This is a genomic window from Polaribacter glomeratus, from assembly GCF_002954665.1.
Classification (GTDB): domain Bacteria; phylum Bacteroidota; class Bacteroidia; order Flavobacteriales; family Flavobacteriaceae; genus Polaribacter; species Polaribacter glomeratus.
In genome coordinates, this window is record NZ_MSCM01000001.1 from 1,816,185 (window position 1) to 1,833,219 (window position 17,035).

A 17,035-nucleotide genomic window follows, 5' to 3' on the forward strand; every position below is an offset into this window, starting at 1 on the left:
AGATTAAAAAAGTGATGAAGTAGAAACTTTTCAATTAAATTATTATCGAAAATTTGGAAAACATAATTTATCTTAAAAGCGTCTTTTGATTAAGACGATTGAAAAGGAATTGATCATTTGTATTTCGTTAGTATTTTTTTAACGATAAAGGTTCAATTAATGAGTTATAAAGGATGAACAGTTTATTTTATAAATCTAATTTGCAAGTTGAGTTTAAAGTAAAACTCTCCATCTTCTTCATAAACAATACCAAAATCGTGTCTGCTAGAACTTGCTGTCTCTAATTTTGTATTATTAAATAAATAATCTTCAAATTGATTTCGGTTGTAAATATGATAACACAAAACATCCCCACTTTCCTTAACAATCAAATATCCTCCAGTTGCATCATACTGGCCAGTCCAAACTTTCGAAGGCATCATTCCTAAAGCTACGTCTGTTAAAAATCGTTTAATTTTGTATTCGTAAAACTTATGTTCATTAGAAGTGTCAAAATTTAATGGATTTTTAGAATTTGTGTTTTCTACCAAATCCGAAACGCCTGAACTTTTACTAGCATAAAAGTCGTAAACTAAATGCGATAAAATTTCAGGTAGTTTACTATCAATAAGAATTAAATTGTTTGAGAATATTTGTTTTTCAGTTTTTACAAAATGAAAATGTCCCTTTGATTCTAAAACATAATTAATTCTATCCATTATTTTACTTCTCGAATCTATAGAATTAATTTTGATAATATCAGATTCTCTTAATTTTAGATTAGAAATTTTAAAAATAAAATTTGTAGTTTTTCCTGCATTAAGCAAGGTAGAAGGGCTTCCTAATTGTGATTTTATACTAAAACCTAAAGTGGGTTGTTGATTTGTTCTTTGGTCGTGAACAACGATTGTAATATCAGTCTTTGAATTTGAACTAGCTTTTAAAGAAAGACAATTAATAGATTGCATAAACTGCTCAATTTCTGGAACTGAAAAAGTTCTTTCTTTATTACACTTAATTTTATCAAGTAAGAATTTAGCTTTTTCCTTAAACTCTGTAATTGGGATTTTTAAAACCTCTTCTCCACCAGAAATAAGTATGATTTCGTCTTTAATTGAATATTCAAAATCTCCATTATTTTCGGTTCTCAAAACACATAAGATGGGATACACAATTCCTTCTAATTTTTCAATTTCTTTGTTTCCCAGAAATAACTGTTTGTCGCCAAGTAGTTTAAAAAGTGTGTAAATTTCACTCCACTCGCCCTTATTTCCTTTAATCATATTGCTAGTTCATTTGCTATTTCCCAATTTTCATTGTCCCAAATTCTACCATTATAAGAAATTCGTGCTAAAAAATCGCTTTTTTCATTTATTACTCTACCTCCTAGCCAGTTGCCACTTCCCAATGAGTAAGTTTGAATAAATTTACGACAAATAGAAGATGCTTCTTCAAGGTCTTTAACTTCATAATAAATTAATCCATTTGGTTTTGATAATTCTTCAAACTTTGCGTTTGTTGAATATTGTTCAAATTTACCAGTATTAACTTCAGAACCCAGAGCTACAAATATTTTACTTTTTATCAAATTCATATTGCATTAAGTTTTTCTATTATTTTCTTAGCAGTAGCTTGAATTGCTGGAACTGCAACCGAATTTCCAAATTGTTTATAAGCTTGTGCATCTGAAACTACAATTTTAAAGTCGTCTGGAAAACCTTGTAATCTAGCCCATTCTCTCGGTGTCATTTTTCGAATTCCTTCTCTATTTACTTCTCCTATAATATGGGTTATTGGTTTAAAATCTTTTAATCGGAAATCGTACACTAAATTCCTTTCTCGTCCCATTCCTCCGCAAACAACTGCGTTGGCAGTTCCGTTATTTGGAATAATTTCGTAACCAAAGCCATTCCCTTTACTTGCGTGCCTAGCTTTATGATTTCGCAAAGTATTTACATAAGTTTCAGATAGATAATACTTTACAGAAACAGTTTCGGATTCTAAAATATCTTCAAGAGTATATTTTTTCTTAATAGGTTTTGGGTATTCAAACTCTGTAACTTTCAAATCTTTTCTAAACCCAACAATAAAAACTCGCTCTCTATTTTGTGGAACTCCAAATTCCTTTGCATTCATAACTTGTGGTTCTGGTACAAAATAACCTAAATCCTCACGTAAAACATTCAAAATAGTAGCTAATGTTTTTCCTTTGTCATGACTTCTTAAACCTTTTACATTTTCTAAAAATATTGCTTTCGGTTTTTTCTTTTTTATAATTTCTGCTACATCAAAAAACAATGTTCCGCGTGTGTCTTCAAATCCTCCTCTTTTTCCAGCGATTGAAAATGCTTGACAAGGAAACCCAGCACACAAAACATCAAATCCATCAGGAATATAATCTTTGGTCGCTTTTTTTGTAATATCTCCAAATGGAACTTCTCCAAAATTAGCCTGGTAAGTTTGTTTTGAATACCTGTCCCACTCACTTGTAAAAACACATTTTCCTTTAAGATTTTGAAATGCAAGTCTGAAACCACCAATTCCCGCAAATAAATCTATAAACTTAAAACCAGGATTCTTAGGAGCAGGAAATGGAACATCTTCTTGTTGAAAAATCAAATACTGTAAAGCTTCTTCAGCTACTACTTTTGATATTTTCTCATCAGGAAATTTATATTCAAAAAAATTCTTAACGTGTTCTAGTGCATCAGGTTTATAGAAATGAGAAACACCTTTTTTGTAATTATGTAAATAATGTGTAAAGGCAGCTTCTGTATCTTTTTCAGAGCCTATAAGCTTTATTTTAAATTTTTTATCTTCAAAATTTTCAATAGTTATACTTTCTTTTAGAAGCACTTATTCGATTTTTTAATTATTACCGCAAGTTATGAAAAAAAGTTCATTTTAAATTACATATAAATTATTGTTCATACCATAGACTCCTTAAATCAGTCCAAATTCTACCAATCTAAAACCTTAAGCAAGTTTAGCATCACATTAAAATTCAAACTACAAAAACAATAAGAAAATCCAGAAACTTTAGTAGTCTATATTTCACTAATGCTCGTATATTCTAACTAAAACTCCCACCAATAAAACCATTAACAGTTTCTAAAACCCCATCAAGAACAAACTTTATCCCGCATCAAGACGCACTTTATATTGCAGCCTGATGCAGTTTGTGTCGCGTCAAGGTGCAATTCTAAAAAGTACTAGTATATATTTCTAAATATACTAGTATAAATTATAAAAAGTTGTAGTATTTTTACAAAGAACGCTTTTAATACCTTAAAAGAGAGATAGTTTCTAAGTTTTATAAATATACAAAAAAAAGCACATAATGATGGCATTACGTTATAGAATAACCAAAAGAACCAATAGTATAAAAAATAAAGAGGAACAATATATTTTACAAGCAGTAAATACAGGTACTATAGATTTAGATACTTTAAGCGAAAGTATAAGCAACGAGTGTACTTTGCATGAAGTAGATGTAAAAGCAGTATTAATGGCTTTGGGTAAAAAGCTAGACTATTATTTAAGTAATGGTAAAATTGTAGATTTAGGTGATGTTGGTAAATTTAAAATGGGCTTTAATGGCATAGCAGCTGCTACACCAAAAGCCTTAAGTGTAAAAAGAAATATCAAAAAATTTCATATTAACTATCAACCATCTGTTAAAATGAAAAGAAAGTTAAAGGCAGGTATTACTACTTATAAAGAAGGTAGTAGAAGTGTTTAATTATTTTAAAATACCCGATACCTTTATGTGGTAATTTACACCAAACCAAAATCAACCAAAGGCAAACTTCTTATACGTTTCCCTGTAGCATTAAAAATAGCGTTGCAAATTGCCGGCGCCATAACAGGCACTCCCGGTTCCCCCACTCCTGTTGGGCGTTCGTGCATCGCTTCTATAATGTCTACATGAATTTTTGGTGCATCTTTCATTCTTGTCATTTCATAATCATAGTAATTATGTTGTTCAACGGCGCCTTCTTTTACAGAAATCTTACCGTACAATGCAAGCGACATCCCAAAGATAGCAGCACCTTCTAACTGGTTTTTAATATTGTCTTTGTTTAGTGCCAAACCACAATCGATGGTAGTCCAAACATTTTCTACTTTTACCTTTTCGTTAATTACAGAAACCTCTACAATAGTAGCAACATAACTGTAAAAACTATAATGAATTGCCACTCCTAAACCGTGGTTTTCAGGAATCGTTTTACCCCAATTAGAAACTTTAGCAGTATTTTTTAAAACGGCTTTCATTCGTTTAGAATCGTACGGAAACTCAGATCTACCTTCTATAACCCTATCGGCTCCTATTAAATCTAAATGAAATTGAACGGCATCTTTTTTGGCTGCAAATGCCAATTCGTCTACAAAAGAATTGTTACCAAAACCACTATGAATATGCACTACAGAGCGCATCCAACCAATTCTTAAATTGGCTTCTGCTTTGGCATTTTCTAAACTAAAATTAGAGATATTGTACGGATTATTTGTAAACCCTTGATTGAGTTCAAAACCAGACGCATACTCAGACAAAGGTTTAAATGACGATACAATAGAAGGGAATGCAACTCTTTGCAACCAACCTGTAACTTGGCCGTTTGTATCTAAAGAACCTTTTAAGTATTGTGCACTTGTTGCGTGGTAAAAACTATGCTGAATGTCATCTTCACGCGTCCAAACTACTTGAACGGGTGCTTTTATTTTTTTGGATAAAGCAACGGCTTCTACCACAAAATCAGATTTTGATTTACGTCCAAAACCTCCGCCTAAAAAAGTAACGTTTACGGTAATATTTTCTAAAGGAATTTCAAAAAAGTGCGCAAGCTCTGCTCTTGCTGTTTGTGGATCTTGAACAGGTGCCCAAACTTCAATTTTATTTTTTTGAAACCATGCAGTTGCATTTGGCACTTCCATTGGTGCGTGCACTAAAAACGGAACATGATAAATTGCTTCTACTGTTTTTGCTGCCTCCTCAAAAGCATCATCCACTTTTCCAGTACTACCAGGAACTAATTTTCCTTTTTCTTTAATTCTGTTGGTAAGTGTTTGTTTGAATTTTTCGGAATCAAATGAATGATTTTCGCCATAATTCCACTCAATTTCTAAACTTTCTTTTCCTTGAAAAGCAGCCCACGTGTTGTTGGCAATAACTGCAACACCACCTAAAGCTCCAAAAAACGATCCTGTTGGCGGCACCAATCTATCTAACTGAAAAACTTTTTCTACACCCGGTGTTTTCTCAGCCGCATTTGCATTAAAACTTTTTACCGACCCAAATGTAACTGGGCATCTCGCAATCGCAGCAAATTTCATATTTGGTATGCGAACATCGATTCCGTAGGTTGCTGTACCATGTGTAAAGGCTTTTAAATCTACGCTTTTTAAAGTTTTACCAATGTATTTAAAGTCTTCAACTTTTTTTAGTTGGATGGTTGCGTCGTCAGGAATGGTAAGTTTCGCTGCTTCTTCCACTAAATCGCCAAAGAAGATTTTCTCACTTGTGTTTTTATTGATGACAAAATGGTTTTCTGCAAAACAGTCTGCTTCTGAAACTTTCCATTTCTTAGAAGCGGCAGTAATTAACATTGCTTTTGCAGTTGCACCCATTTTACGCATTGGTGCTAACAAAGTTCTTACACTTCGTGAGCCATCTGTATTTTGATTGCCATATTTGGCATTTCCTGTTGCTTGTTGAACGGTAATAAATTTCCAATCTGCTTCTAGTTCATCCGCAATTGCAGATGCTAAAGAGGTTCTAATTCCTTGCCCCATTTCTGAGCGAGAAGCCATTAAAATAATATTTCCGTCTTTCTGAATTTGCACAAATAAGTTCGGTGCAAAAGTGCCTTCTATTTGCGGGATAAAATCTTTGCTATCCGAAGAAATGTTGCATCCTAAGATGATTCCGCCAGTAGCCAATCCAAATAATTTTACAAAATCTCTACGATTTATTTGCTGTATTTTACTCATATCGATTCGTTTTTAAGTGCAACAGCTTTATGAATAGCTTTTTTAATTCTTGTATAGGTTCCGCATCTACAAATATTACTACTCATAGCAGCATCAATATCTTTATCCGTAGGGTTTTCTGTTGCATCTAACAAAGAGGTTGCGGCAATTAGTTGCCCAGATTGGCAATATCCACATTGTGGCACATTACCCTCATTCCAAGCTTCTCGTAAAAACTCTAAATTTGGTGATGATCCTTCGATTGTAAAAATTTCTTTACCAAAAGCATAAGAAACCGGCATGCTACAAGATTTTGTAAGTGTACCATCAATTAAAACAGAACAGGCGCCGCATTGACTTACACCACAACCAAATTTTGTACCTGTTAAACCTACAATATCCCTAATTGCCCACAAAAGCGGCATATCGTCTTGTACATCAATAGTGTACGATTTTCCGTTAATTGATAAATTTTTACTCACCTGTATCGATTTTGAAGTTACAAGTTACGGAATTGCATTTGAATTATAAAATAAAGAATTCTAAAAACTTTATTGTTTTTAATCATTGCAGGATAAAAAAGAAAATACCACTACGCTTTTAAGCCTAGAAACAAGATTTGCTGCAAAGAATCTAACAAATGTGTAAAACCTAAATAAAATTACCTGTCTTATCTCTATAAAATTATTTCAAAGAATGAATAACACATTTATTTTAACTGGATATGTAAACTAAAAATATCTTTAATTAAAAACTAGTGTTTGTTAATTAAAAAAATAAATCCGTCTATAGCACTTGTACGCCTTAAAAAAGAAAATTTGTTCTCCTAAAGGTTCGAGTAATTTTTTCTTTAAAAAGTTACATGGAAAACCTATTTAAAACTAAAATTGCTGCTCGAGACACAAATTTTACTCATTTCTATCGTAAAATTCACATTGGGTTAAGTAAAACTTTAAAATAAAATACAAACGGGCATTGGTGCAGCAATTTCGCTTACAAAAGTTAATTTTCCTGTTTTTGAATTTCGTTTAAATGAAACAATATTATTCGTATCTTGATTTGCAACTATCAAAAATACTTCATTGGGTGATAAAGAAAAATTACGTGGATGTTTCCCTAAAACAGGTTGAAATCCAATCGTTTTTAAAGTTCCGTTTTTGGGGTTTACCGTATACATTACAATTGATTCATGGCCGCGATTTGAAGCATATAAAAATTTGCCATCCTTTGTAATATGAATATCTGCAGCTTTGCTATATGCCGTAAAATCTTCTGGAAGTGTTGCTATTGAAGACTCCACATAATACGTGTTTTCTTTTTCTTTTACTAAAGAAACGGTATTATTTAGTTCGTTTAAAACATATATCCATTTATTATTTGGATGAAAAGTTACATGTCTTGGCCCTGCTCCTTCTGCCATTTCTAAGGTTTTTTGATTGGTTAAAACCAACTTATTTTGGGTTGTATCAATAGTAGAAAACCACAATTGATTTGTGCCTAAATCTACAGATATCAATTCGTTTTTTGTAGGATGAAACCAAGCTGAATGTGCATGTGGCCCTTCTTGTCTGCCTGTAGTTCCTTTACCAACGTGTTGTTGCACATGTAATAAACTAGATAATTTACCTGATGCATCTGCTTTTAATAAACCAACACTTCCGCCGCCATAATTTGCAGTAACTATATAATTTTGATCATTTAAAGCTACAAAACAAGGTCCTGCTCCACCACTTTCTTCTTTACTTATAAGTTGTAACGAATCCTTTTCAATTTTAAAAGATTTTACAAATCCTGTTCCGTTTTCATTGGTTTCGCCCACTGCAAAAAGTATTTTACTATCTTTTGATTTTACTAAAAAAGTTGGATTGATCGTTTCTACAGCCAATCCTATTTTAGAAAGTTTTCCTTCGGATGAGATTGCGTATTTGTAAATTCCCTTAGAATCTTTTTGTGTGTATGTGCCTACATAGAAAGCATAGTTTTCTTTCTGTACTGATTTGCATCCTGTCATTACTATTATTGTAATTACAATTAAAAAGGTTGTTGCTATTTTATTCATTTTTAAAATTTGATAGTTGGCGTTTCCCAAGAAATTGAATCTCCTAAAATTTGATATTTCTCGCTGATGATGGTAGCTTTTTTGGGCGTAAACTTTATCAAAGTAAAATCTGTTGTTTTGTTTTTATAAAAGCTTTTCCATGCTTTTTTCCAAAACTTCTCTTTCTCGTTTTTAGTATTTACAATGTTTGCAGTTCCTTGTAACGTAACATAACTTGCACTTTTTGCATCAAAATAATACAAGCTTACTTGTTGGTTTTTTTGAATCTGACGAACTTTTAAACTCTTTGGGTTTGTACCCATCCAAACCGTAAAGTCTTCTTCTGGCAAAAAAGGATCCATTGCTCTTGCGTGCGCTACTCCTAAAGAATCTACGGTAATTAATGCGCAGTTTTTTGCATCTGTCATAATCTCTTTTGCAATTTCTTTGATGTCTTTTTTAACAGAATTTGGGGCATTTTTACAACTCACAAAAACAATTATCAAAAAGGAACAAAGAAAATATTTCATCAAAAATTATAATTTAAAAAACTTTAAACACAGGCAAACGCAAATATTCTTTTTCATTATGTGGCGATTTTTCATAAATCCAATCTAATTGGGTATTTGCATTTTCTGTAAATTCTTTATCTGAATTTAATTTGGCTTCATATTCATTTTTAATTTGCGGATTTTCAGCTAAAAATTTTTCAGCAATATCTTCAAAAACGTAGGCAGAATAGCCTTCTTTAGACTGCAAAACTGTATCGAAAAAATTCCAATTAAAAAACGAGTCTGTAGCTTCTGCTTCTAGCGTTTCTAACAAATAACGAATTCCGTTTTGATTGGTATCAATATAAATATCGCCCTTTTTAAAGGTAATTTTTTCTGATGACTTTTCAATAGTTGTATTAGAATGTAAATAATGACCTTCAAAAGGCATTTTTGTAGTTTCAAAATCCTTGATATGATTTACCTCCACAGCAATTGTAGTGTCTTTTTTAAAGCGTGTAAATTCTATATTATTAGTAACTAATCTGCTAATAATATCGTGCCAACCTTGTTGTAAAATATACGCTTTCGGAATCGTGATTTCTTTCGTTACTGCAAACTCATCATAATACTTAATTACCTTTTCAAAAGGTTTGTTTTTATCGTAAAACAACCTTTTCCCTTTGGTTACTTTACTATCAATCAATTTACCTTCATAACCTCTAAAATACAGATCGCGATATTTTTCTTTATCCACTTTAAACTGAATCGGATATGTTTTTTTAGCTAAAATTTCTTGGGTTGCTTTTGATCGCAAGTCTTTTATCGTTACTGAATTCTTTTCTGCAAAATCAAAAACAGAAAACAGCAATTCGTAGGTTTGTTCTACCCTAATTTTATATGGTTTTAACATGTGTGTTTCCACCATTAAACCCAACGTATGAAAAAGTGTTGTGTACCCTGTAGAATATCTTGGCGAATCGAAAAACTGAGAAAATCCGGCTTCTGGAGTAGTTCCCCAAACATTTACATACGGTGTAATAAAAACGCCTTTGTTCTCTAAAGATTTTTCGATTTTTGGTTGCATTTCTTTTTTTAGAAACCTTCCTAAATTGCCGCCTAATTTGTTATGTTGCGTAAATAAATGTGTAATTGCATATTGATAATCTGCGCCATTACTTGCATGATTGTCTACAAAAACATCTGGATTTACCGTGTGAAAAATTTCGGCAAAAGCAGCTGCATTTTTAGTGTCTTGTTTGATAAAATCTCTGTTTAAATCGAAGTTTCTTGCGTTTCCTCTAAAACCATATTCAATTGGCCCGTTTTGATTGGCTCTTGAATGTGAGTTTCTATTTAAAGAACCACCAACATTATACACCGGAATTACGCAAATAATCGAATTTTTATATTTTTCTTGCAAAGAATCGTTTTGCACAATATCTCTTAGCAGCATCATGGACGCATCAATTCCGTCTGATTCTCCAGGATGAATTCCGTTGTTTATTAAAATTCTGTTTTTTGTTGCGTTTTTAATTTCATCAACATTAAAAATACCTTCTCTGTTATAGACTACTAAATGCAAAGGTTCGCCAGCATCTGTTTGCCCAAACGAGAACAACGATATTTGAGAATATGTTTCTGATAGTTTTGTGTAATATGCAATTACATCTTTGTATTCCGGAGTTTCTGTTCCTTTTGATTTCTCGAAAAGTGTTGTAAAATCGATGTTTTCTTTGGATGCGTTATTACAAGAAATCATCAGAAAAAAGAATGCAAAAAAACTGATTTTAAAAAAATATTTTACCATTATTTAACGCTTACTGTTTTAGGAACTAATTTTGTGTAATCTCCATCATTTCTAATTACGTCTCTTACAATTGAAGAAGAAATATAAGATGTGTTTGCAGATGTTAGCAAAAAGACTGTTTCAATTGGCGCTAAATCTCTGTTTGTATGCGCAATGGCTTTTTCGAACTCAAAATCTGCCGGATTTCTTAAGCCTCTTAAAATAAAATCAACATTATTTTTCTCGCAAAAGTGCACCGTTAAACCTTTATAAGTAACCACTTTTATTTTAGGTTCATCTTTAAAACAATCTTCTATAAATTTCTTGCGCTCATCCAAAGAAAACATGTATTTTTTATCAGCATTGATTCCGATTGCAATAATGAGTTCATCGAACAATTTTACACCTCTTTTAATAATATCAAAATGACCTAATGTTATTGGATCAAAAGATCCTGGAAAAATTGCTTTTTTCATATGTTTTTTAATTTTGGATTCAAGACTTTTTTGATTCAAGAATCATGACTTTTGATTCTAATTTAAAATTATATTTTGATGTTCTTGATGTTTTTGAAACACGAATAACGACAGTTCTTGGTTCCATAATACAAACTTATCTTGGTTCTTGATTTACGAAACACGACTTTTAAGACTTACTTGGAATTAAATCTTGTTTCATGTTTCAAAATTATCTTGTTTCAATTCCACAAAAGTAATCATCTTGTCCCTCGATTCAAAATCATCCTGATTCTAGAACATTAACACATCAATCTAATGAATCTATGAAGTTAGAAATTTTTTGTTGTAATTTTTGAATTCTTTTCTCAAAGTCTATAAAAGTTTCATCAGAAATAAAATTTAAGTTTTTACAAATTATAATTTGTGTTTCCCATTCAAAAGCAGAACCTAAACTATGTTCTAAATACGTTGTAAAATGTTTACTTGTTCTTTTACTTGTACCTTCTGAGATGTTTGAAGGAATAGAGACAGCACACCTGTTTAATTGACTAACTAACCCAAATTTTTCAAAATCAGGTAAAGTTGTAGTAAATTTATAACTTAAAGTAACTAATTCTATTGCTTCTTGCCAAATTTGTAGTTTCTTAAAATTATGTCTTTTCATATCTTTAATTTTTGATGATTTTGATGATTTTGATGATTTTGATGATTTTGATGATTTTGATTTTTTTGAAACACGAATCATGTCTCCTGTCTCCACAATACAACTCATCTTGTCTCACGATTCTAAACATCCTGGTTCTCTATCACAAACAAACTAATCTTGTCTCTTGGTTCTTGTCTCTTGGTTCTTGTCTCTTGTCTCTTGATTCTATTTTAAAAACATCCTGCCTCTATAAAAGAGCAGACTCAATAGCAGATTCGAATAATTCGGCTAAAGAAATTCCGGCTGCTTGTGCTTGTTGTGGCAAAATACTTGCTTCTGTTAAACCAGGAACGGTATTTATCTCTAAAAAATGAGGTTCGCCATTTACCAAAATATATTCTGATCTCGAAAAACCAGACATATTTAAAACTTTGTACACCTTTTCTGCAATTGCTTCCACTTTAAGCTGTTCTTCGGATGAAATTCTTGCAGGTGTAATTTCATGCGATTTTCCTTCGTATTTTGCTTCGTAGTCAAAGAAATCATTTTCGGAAACAATCTCTGTAATTGGCAATACTTTTGTTGCGCCTTTATATTGAATAACACCAACAGACACCTCTGTTCCGTCTAAAAAAGACTCAATTAAAATGGCTGCATCTTCTTTGTATGCAACTTCAATGCCTATTAAAATTTCTTCTTTCGTATACGCTTTCGAAATACCATAACTAGAACCTGCATTGTTGGGTTTTATAAAACAAGGCAAACCAACCTTGGCAATTATTTCATCCGTATTTACAACATCACCTTTATTTAAATAAACAGAAATTGCCGTTTTAACACCATATTCTTTTACAACACTTAAGGTATCTCGTTTATTAAATGTTAATGCCATTTGATAATAAGGCGCCGAAGTATGTTTAATTCCTATTAAACTAAAATAGGCAAGTAATACGCCGTTTTCTCCAGGATTACCGTGAATTGCATTAAAAACACACTCAAAAATGATTGGTTTTCCATTCATCAAAAAAGAAAAATTGTTTTTATCTATTGGGTATTCAGTTTCTTTGTCATCTAAAGCAACCCATTTTTCTTTTAAAATATGTACTCTAAAAGGAGTAAATTTCTCCCTGTTTAGATGCTGGTAAACAACGCTTCCACTTTTTAAAGAAATGTTTACTTCGGATGAAAATCCACCCATTACAATCGCTATATTTTTTTTCATCAATGTAAAATAATAAAAACAAATTTATCAAAATATAAATAGAAACAACAACGTTTAGTTTTTATATCTTTGAACCCTTAAAACTTTTCTATGAGTATAATTCAGTTTTTTAAAAGTAAAACCTTTTTTAAGCAAATTGCATTTGCAATTATTGGTATTGTTGTATTTGTATTTTTCTTGAAATTTTGGTTAAATGTTAGTACAAATCACGATCAAAAAATTCAAGTTCCGGATTTACACAAACTAACAATTGCAGAGGCAGAGCGAACATTAAACGAGTTGAATTTAGATTTTGTTGTTAATGATAGTGCGAGATATAACCCTACCTATCCAAAAAAATCTGTAATTGAACAAAACCCTTTAGCGGGTGCTTTTGTAAAAGAAAAACGTAAAATTTACTTGAGTTTAAATCCGTCAAAATATAGAGATGTTACAATTCCTAATTTAAACGGACGAACAAAAAGACAAGCAATTTCTGAATTACGAGCAATCGGTTTTATTGTTGGCACAGACTATACCTATATAAACGATATTGGAAAAGATGTTGTAAGGGGGTTAAGACATAAAGGTAGAATTATAAGTGCGAACGATAAATTGCAAAAAAACTCTATTATAGAATTGATTTTAGGAAACGGAGAAAGAGACGGAGCGCCCGGAATAATCCCCGAAGATGGACCAATAGATGAACCTGCGGGAGAAAATGATTCGCAGTAAGCAGTAGGCAGAAAGCAAATTTTAACTATTTGCAATTAAAATAAAAGACATGCAAGAAAATATTTCTGAAGATAATGATAATGATGATTTGTACGAACACTACAGATTTACTGCAAGTAGTGGTCAAGAACCTTTAAGAGTTGATAAATTTTTAATGAACTTTATAGAAGGTTCTACAAGAAATAAAGTACAACAAGCAGCAAAAGCTGGCAATGTTTTAGTAAATGATATTGCTGTAAAATCGAATCATAAAGTAAAGCCAAACGATATTGTTAGGGTTGTTTTGGCATATCCGCCTGCAGAAAACTTGCTGGTTGCAGAAGATATTCCTTTAGATATTATGTATGAAGATGATACTGTAATTGTTGTAAACAAACCAGCAGGAATGGTAGTACATCCAGGTCACGGAAATTATTCTGGTACTTTGGTAAATGGCTTAATTTATCATATAGAAAATTTACCTACCAATTCTAATGAAAGACCAGGTTTGGTGCATAGAATTGATAAAGACACAAGCGGATTATTAGTAGTTGCAAAAACCGAGTTTGCGATGGCAAATTTATCGCGTCAGTTTTTTGACAGAACTACAGAACGTTTGTATTATGCATTAGTTTGGGGAAATATGGAAGATGATGAAGGCAGAATTGAAGGTAACATAGGGCGTAGTTTAAAAAATCGTTTGCAAATGGATGTTTTTCCTGATGGTGATTTTGGCAAACATGCCGTTACACATTATAAGGTTTTAGAACGTTTAACGTATGTTACTTTAGTGCAGTGTAAATTAGAAACCGGAAGAACACATCAAATTAGAGCGCATTTTAAACATATTGGTCACACACTTTTTAATGACGAACGTTATGGTGGTGATGGTATTTTAAAAGGAACCACTTTTACAAAATATAAGCAATTTGTACAAAACTGTTTTAAAGTATTGCCAAGGCAAGCTTTACATGCAAAAACATTAGGGTTTACACATCCTATAACTGGTGAATTTATGCAGTTTAACACAGAAATTCCTCAAGATATTGCGGATTGTTTAGAAAAATGGAGAACCTATTCTGAAAATTCTAAACACGAATTTGAATAGTTTTCTTCTTAATGTATCAAAGTTATTTTAACTCTATTGTATCTAACAAAAGTTTAAAGTTTTCATTTTTTTTGTTTCCTATTAAAAAGGTGACTTCTTCAATAGCGTCATCAGAAAAATTTGGCTGATCTAATCTTCTTCCTCTAAACGAAGGGTACATCTCTTTTAGAGGAATTTTTATTTCTTGCCATTCTCCTGAAGTTGAAAAAGGTAATATATACGAGTAATAATCACCCGAATTCGATTTTATTCTAAATTGATAGTTTTTACCGTCTCCTTTTAGTTTGATAACAATCTGAGTATTATCATCAATTGCAATTTTTTGAAATCGATAGCGCAAAGAAGAGAATCCTCCATTATTATCCAAAGAAATACGGCCTTGAAAAACACCAAAACCATCTTCATTTAATTTAAAAGAGCCAGATGATTCGCCACCCATAACTACATCGTCTACAATTACCCAGTTTTGAAGGTTTGATTTTTTATTAAAATCAAAGATTATTTTTGAACTCATAAGTGAAAATAAAATTAATATAAATAGTATGTATTTCATAAACGCTGTTTAGTTACACTTCATTTTTTAGGTTTAGAAACCAAACTAACAACAACCAGCACTTGGATCACAGCAAGAGCCTACAGCTTCTATAATTTTAAGTTTTGTTTTTTCAGCTGGAATTCCGCAAGCATCTAGCGCTAAGCAAGCCGTTAATTTAGACGTTAGTAAAAAATTCGTTCCGTCAAAATCTAAATTGTATTTCCCTATTGTTTCTTTGCCTTGATATTCTACTTCAATTTCTAAGTCGTCAAACTGAAATCTCTTTTCTGATAACTCAATTATATTCAATAATTTCTCTGGATGTAATCTATGATCGTAATCATTTTCTTCCCAAAGTTGAAAATTAATTACCGTTTCGCTTCTAACTTTACCTCCACAATCAATAAAATCTTTTGTTATTTTACCAACTTCTGTTACATGAAAATGACTAGCAACCAAATTACCGTTTGGCAACTGAAAGCCTATTTTGTTTACACCTTTTAAATGGTTTTTAATTTCTGATAATTTCATACTATTATATTTTTTGGTTCTTTATTCTTTATTTTTTGTTTTTTTGTTTTCTGTATACTGTTTCTCTTTTCTTAATGCTTGTTTCAACAACAACTATCTGTTAAATTTTTATTTAAAAAACAGACTTCTCGTATTTTTATTTTATTAAAAAATATAAAATAGCAATTCTTGCAGGATAACCAAACACTTTTGCAATGGCAGCAATTTCATTTTGTTCATCAGTAAATATTTCTGACTTGGTAAGACCCGTCTTAATTTGTTTATTGCAATATTACGATTAATATATTTAAACTGTACTCTTTTTTTTAAAACTAATACATCTTGGTAATCAAGATTGGTTTTAAAACAGCTTTTTGGGTACTAATATTAAAATCTACAACACCTAAAACCAAATCTTCATCTGTAATTACTTCTACTTTCCATTCACCATCTTTTACATTCTCTTTATAGCTATAGCCTCTGTATCCATTATCTCTTCCACCTATAATTTCGAAACCTATTTTATCTGAATTCTCCCAAGTTTCTAACTCATTATTATACCATTTCCATTGATGGTAAATTTTCTTCTTTAAATCTGTTGGAGCAAATATTGATGTAAAAACATATACTGGTTTATTAGAATATCTACTAAAATTAATTTTATGATCTCGCCAAAAAACATACCAATCATCAACTTCATAAGTTACTTCGTAATATCCATTTTTAACATCAATATTATAAGCAACAACTCCTTTGTCTAAAGCTAGAGGAACTGGGGGAATCAACTTAAAATAATAGAACATATTAATTGATAGATAAATTGCAAAAATCATGAACATCATTTTCCTTTTTACAATTTCTACTCTAGCAGAGTCACTCGTTCTGTATACAAGAGTTACCAAAATAAATGTAGACACTAAACTAATTGCGCCAGAAATTAAAAAAATAGTTGTGTTCATTTCTTTTAGCATTAAGGGTAAAAAAAAACTAAAAAAAGTAAAGTTGACAAAGTAATAAGCGCAAAACTGAAAGTATTTATTAGAAATTCGTTTTTTAAAAAACTCATTTGCAAATAATACAATAACTAAAATAACAAAAAAAGAAGCTGTTTTAGAAAGCGATACACTTCTAGAAAAATAAATAACGTAGGCACTTGTTAAACCTCCCAAGAAAAACTGAATTGCCAATGGTAAATAATTTCCATATTTTTTTAAAAAACTATTTCTTCGTTTTTTATTACCAACCAAATTAAAGAAATAAATACTAAGGGTTAATAGGCACATATAAGTGCACAAAATAACAATGTCATACAATCTATCGATTCTGCCAAGTGTAAAAGAATCCCAAGTAAAACCAGCAATAAAAAATAGAAGTGGCGCATATTTTTTATGCTTTTTTAAAAATAAGTTAACCCTACTTTTCTTTAATTTAACTATACTCCTTTTCATAATTATTATAAGATTGACTTTAAGTGAATATAAATAAATTTTATCAATTTAAATATCAATTTAAAATAGTTGCAGAACTTTAAAAAAGTTTTAATGATTTGTATATTTACAATTAATAATTAGTGTTTAAATTATTAAATAAAAACAA

Annotated in this window: 17 protein-coding genes and 1 pseudogene; 3 read left to right on the forward strand and 15 right to left on the reverse strand. The window is 31.1% G+C overall.

Annotated features, from left to right (window positions below; all coding sequences use genetic code 11):
- Positions 1 to 182 precede the first annotated feature (182 nt).
- The 3 genes from BTO16_RS07680 to BTO16_RS07690 are packed head-to-tail and all read right to left on the reverse strand — an operon-like array spanning position 183 to position 2,835.
- Positions 183 to 1,262: an HpaII family restriction endonuclease gene (locus BTO16_RS07680; protein WP_105021023.1), complete on the reverse strand. Its 1,080-nt coding sequence runs from the start codon at positions 1,260 to 1,262 to the stop codon at positions 183 to 185.
- On the reverse strand, positions 1,259 to 1,573 hold the full coding sequence (locus tag BTO16_RS07685; RefSeq protein ID WP_105021024.1) for a hypothetical protein: 315 nt from the start codon (positions 1,571 to 1,573) through the stop codon (positions 1,259 to 1,261). Before BTO16_RS07685 ends, BTO16_RS07680 begins: the two co-directional genes overlap by 4 nt.
- Entirely contained in the window at positions 1,570 to 2,835 is a 1,266-nt protein-coding gene (locus BTO16_RS07690; protein ID WP_105021025.1) for a DNA cytosine methyltransferase, read from the reverse strand. Before BTO16_RS07690 ends, BTO16_RS07685 begins: the two co-directional genes overlap by 4 nt.
- A 484-nt stretch (positions 2,836 to 3,319) precedes the next feature.
- Here BTO16_RS07690 and BTO16_RS07695 point away from each other — a divergent pair, with 484 nt between their 5' ends.
- Positions 3,320 to 3,721, forward strand: a complete 402-nt coding sequence (locus tag BTO16_RS07695) for an HU family DNA-binding protein (RefSeq protein ID WP_245892023.1) — start codon at positions 3,320 to 3,322, stop codon at positions 3,719 to 3,721.
- Positions 3,722 to 3,756: 35 nt separating this feature from the next.
- Here the strand turns inward: BTO16_RS07695 and BTO16_RS07700 are convergent, their stop codons facing one another.
- From BTO16_RS07700 to BTO16_RS07735, 8 genes are all read right to left on the reverse strand, one after another.
- Complete coding sequence (locus BTO16_RS07700; protein WP_105021026.1) at positions 3,757 to 5,970, reverse strand: xanthine dehydrogenase family protein molybdopterin-binding subunit; 2,214 nt, start codon at positions 5,968 to 5,970, stop codon at positions 3,757 to 3,759.
- Positions 5,967 to 6,431 (reverse strand): (2Fe-2S)-binding protein, encoded by a 465-nt coding sequence (locus tag BTO16_RS07705; RefSeq protein ID WP_105021027.1) that lies wholly within the window; start codon positions 6,429 to 6,431, stop codon positions 5,967 to 5,969. Before BTO16_RS07705 ends, BTO16_RS07700 begins: the two co-directional genes overlap by 4 nt.
- A gap of 470 nt (positions 6,432 to 6,901) precedes the next feature.
- Positions 6,902 to 8,008 (reverse strand): lactonase family protein, encoded by a 1,107-nt coding sequence (locus tag BTO16_RS07710; RefSeq protein WP_105021028.1) that lies wholly within the window; start codon positions 8,006 to 8,008, stop codon positions 6,902 to 6,904.
- A 2-nt stretch (positions 8,009 to 8,010) separates the two neighbouring features.
- Entirely contained in the window at positions 8,011 to 8,517 is a 507-nt protein-coding gene (locus BTO16_RS07715) for a pyridoxamine 5'-phosphate oxidase family protein (RefSeq protein WP_105021029.1), read from the reverse strand.
- A 13-nt stretch (positions 8,518 to 8,530) separates the two neighbouring features.
- Positions 8,531 to 10,288 (reverse strand): M14 family metallopeptidase, encoded by a 1,758-nt coding sequence (locus BTO16_RS07720; RefSeq protein ID WP_211298209.1) that lies wholly within the window; start codon positions 10,286 to 10,288, stop codon positions 8,531 to 8,533.
- Positions 10,288 to 10,743, reverse strand: coding sequence for a pantetheine-phosphate adenylyltransferase (gene coaD / locus BTO16_RS07725; RefSeq protein ID WP_105021031.1), 456 nt, complete (start codon positions 10,741 to 10,743; stop codon positions 10,288 to 10,290). Before coaD ends, BTO16_RS07720 begins: the two co-directional genes overlap by 1 nt.
- Positions 10,744 to 11,032: 289 nt before the next feature.
- The gene (locus BTO16_RS07730; protein ID WP_245892025.1) at positions 11,033 to 11,497 is read right to left on the reverse strand and encodes a four helix bundle protein; all 465 of its coding nucleotides are present in this window, start codon (positions 11,495 to 11,497) and stop codon (positions 11,033 to 11,035) included.
- Positions 11,498 to 11,618: 121 nt separating this feature from the next.
- Entirely contained in the window at positions 11,619 to 12,593 is a 975-nt protein-coding gene (locus BTO16_RS07735) for a D-alanine--D-alanine ligase (protein ID WP_105021032.1), read from the reverse strand.
- 90 nt (positions 12,594 to 12,683) lie between these two features.
- Between BTO16_RS07735 and BTO16_RS07740 the strand changes: the two genes are divergently transcribed.
- The gene (locus tag BTO16_RS07740) at positions 12,684 to 13,307 is read left to right on the forward strand and encodes a PASTA domain-containing protein (protein WP_105021033.1); all 624 of its coding nucleotides are present in this window, start codon (positions 12,684 to 12,686) and stop codon (positions 13,305 to 13,307) included.
- Positions 13,308 to 13,356: 49 nt separating this feature from the next.
- The gene (locus BTO16_RS07745) at positions 13,357 to 14,394 is read left to right on the forward strand and encodes an RluA family pseudouridine synthase (protein ID WP_105021034.1); all 1,038 of its coding nucleotides are present in this window, start codon (positions 13,357 to 13,359) and stop codon (positions 14,392 to 14,394) included.
- 22 nt (positions 14,395 to 14,416) lie between these two features.
- On the opposite strand, the gene BTO16_RS07750 is transcribed toward BTO16_RS07745, so the two are convergent.
- The 4 genes and pseudogenes from BTO16_RS07750 to BTO16_RS07765 form a co-directional block, all read right to left on the reverse strand.
- Positions 14,417 to 14,947: a CIA30 family protein gene (locus BTO16_RS07750; RefSeq protein WP_245892026.1), complete on the reverse strand. Its 531-nt coding sequence runs from the start codon at positions 14,945 to 14,947 to the stop codon at positions 14,417 to 14,419.
- 45 nt (positions 14,948 to 14,992) lie between these two features.
- Complete coding sequence (locus BTO16_RS07755) at positions 14,993 to 15,460, reverse strand: DUF6428 family protein (RefSeq protein WP_105021036.1); 468 nt, start codon at positions 15,458 to 15,460, stop codon at positions 14,993 to 14,995.
- Between the two features lie 139 nt (positions 15,461 to 15,599).
- Positions 15,600 to 15,716, reverse strand: a pseudogene (locus BTO16_RS17830) (transcriptional regulator); the annotation flags it as partial.
- A gap of 55 nt (positions 15,717 to 15,771) precedes the next feature.
- Positions 15,772 to 16,887, reverse strand: a complete 1,116-nt coding sequence (locus BTO16_RS07765) for a DUF2914 domain-containing protein (RefSeq protein ID WP_105021037.1) — start codon at positions 16,885 to 16,887, stop codon at positions 15,772 to 15,774.
- Positions 16,888 to 17,035: the final 148 nt, after the last annotated feature.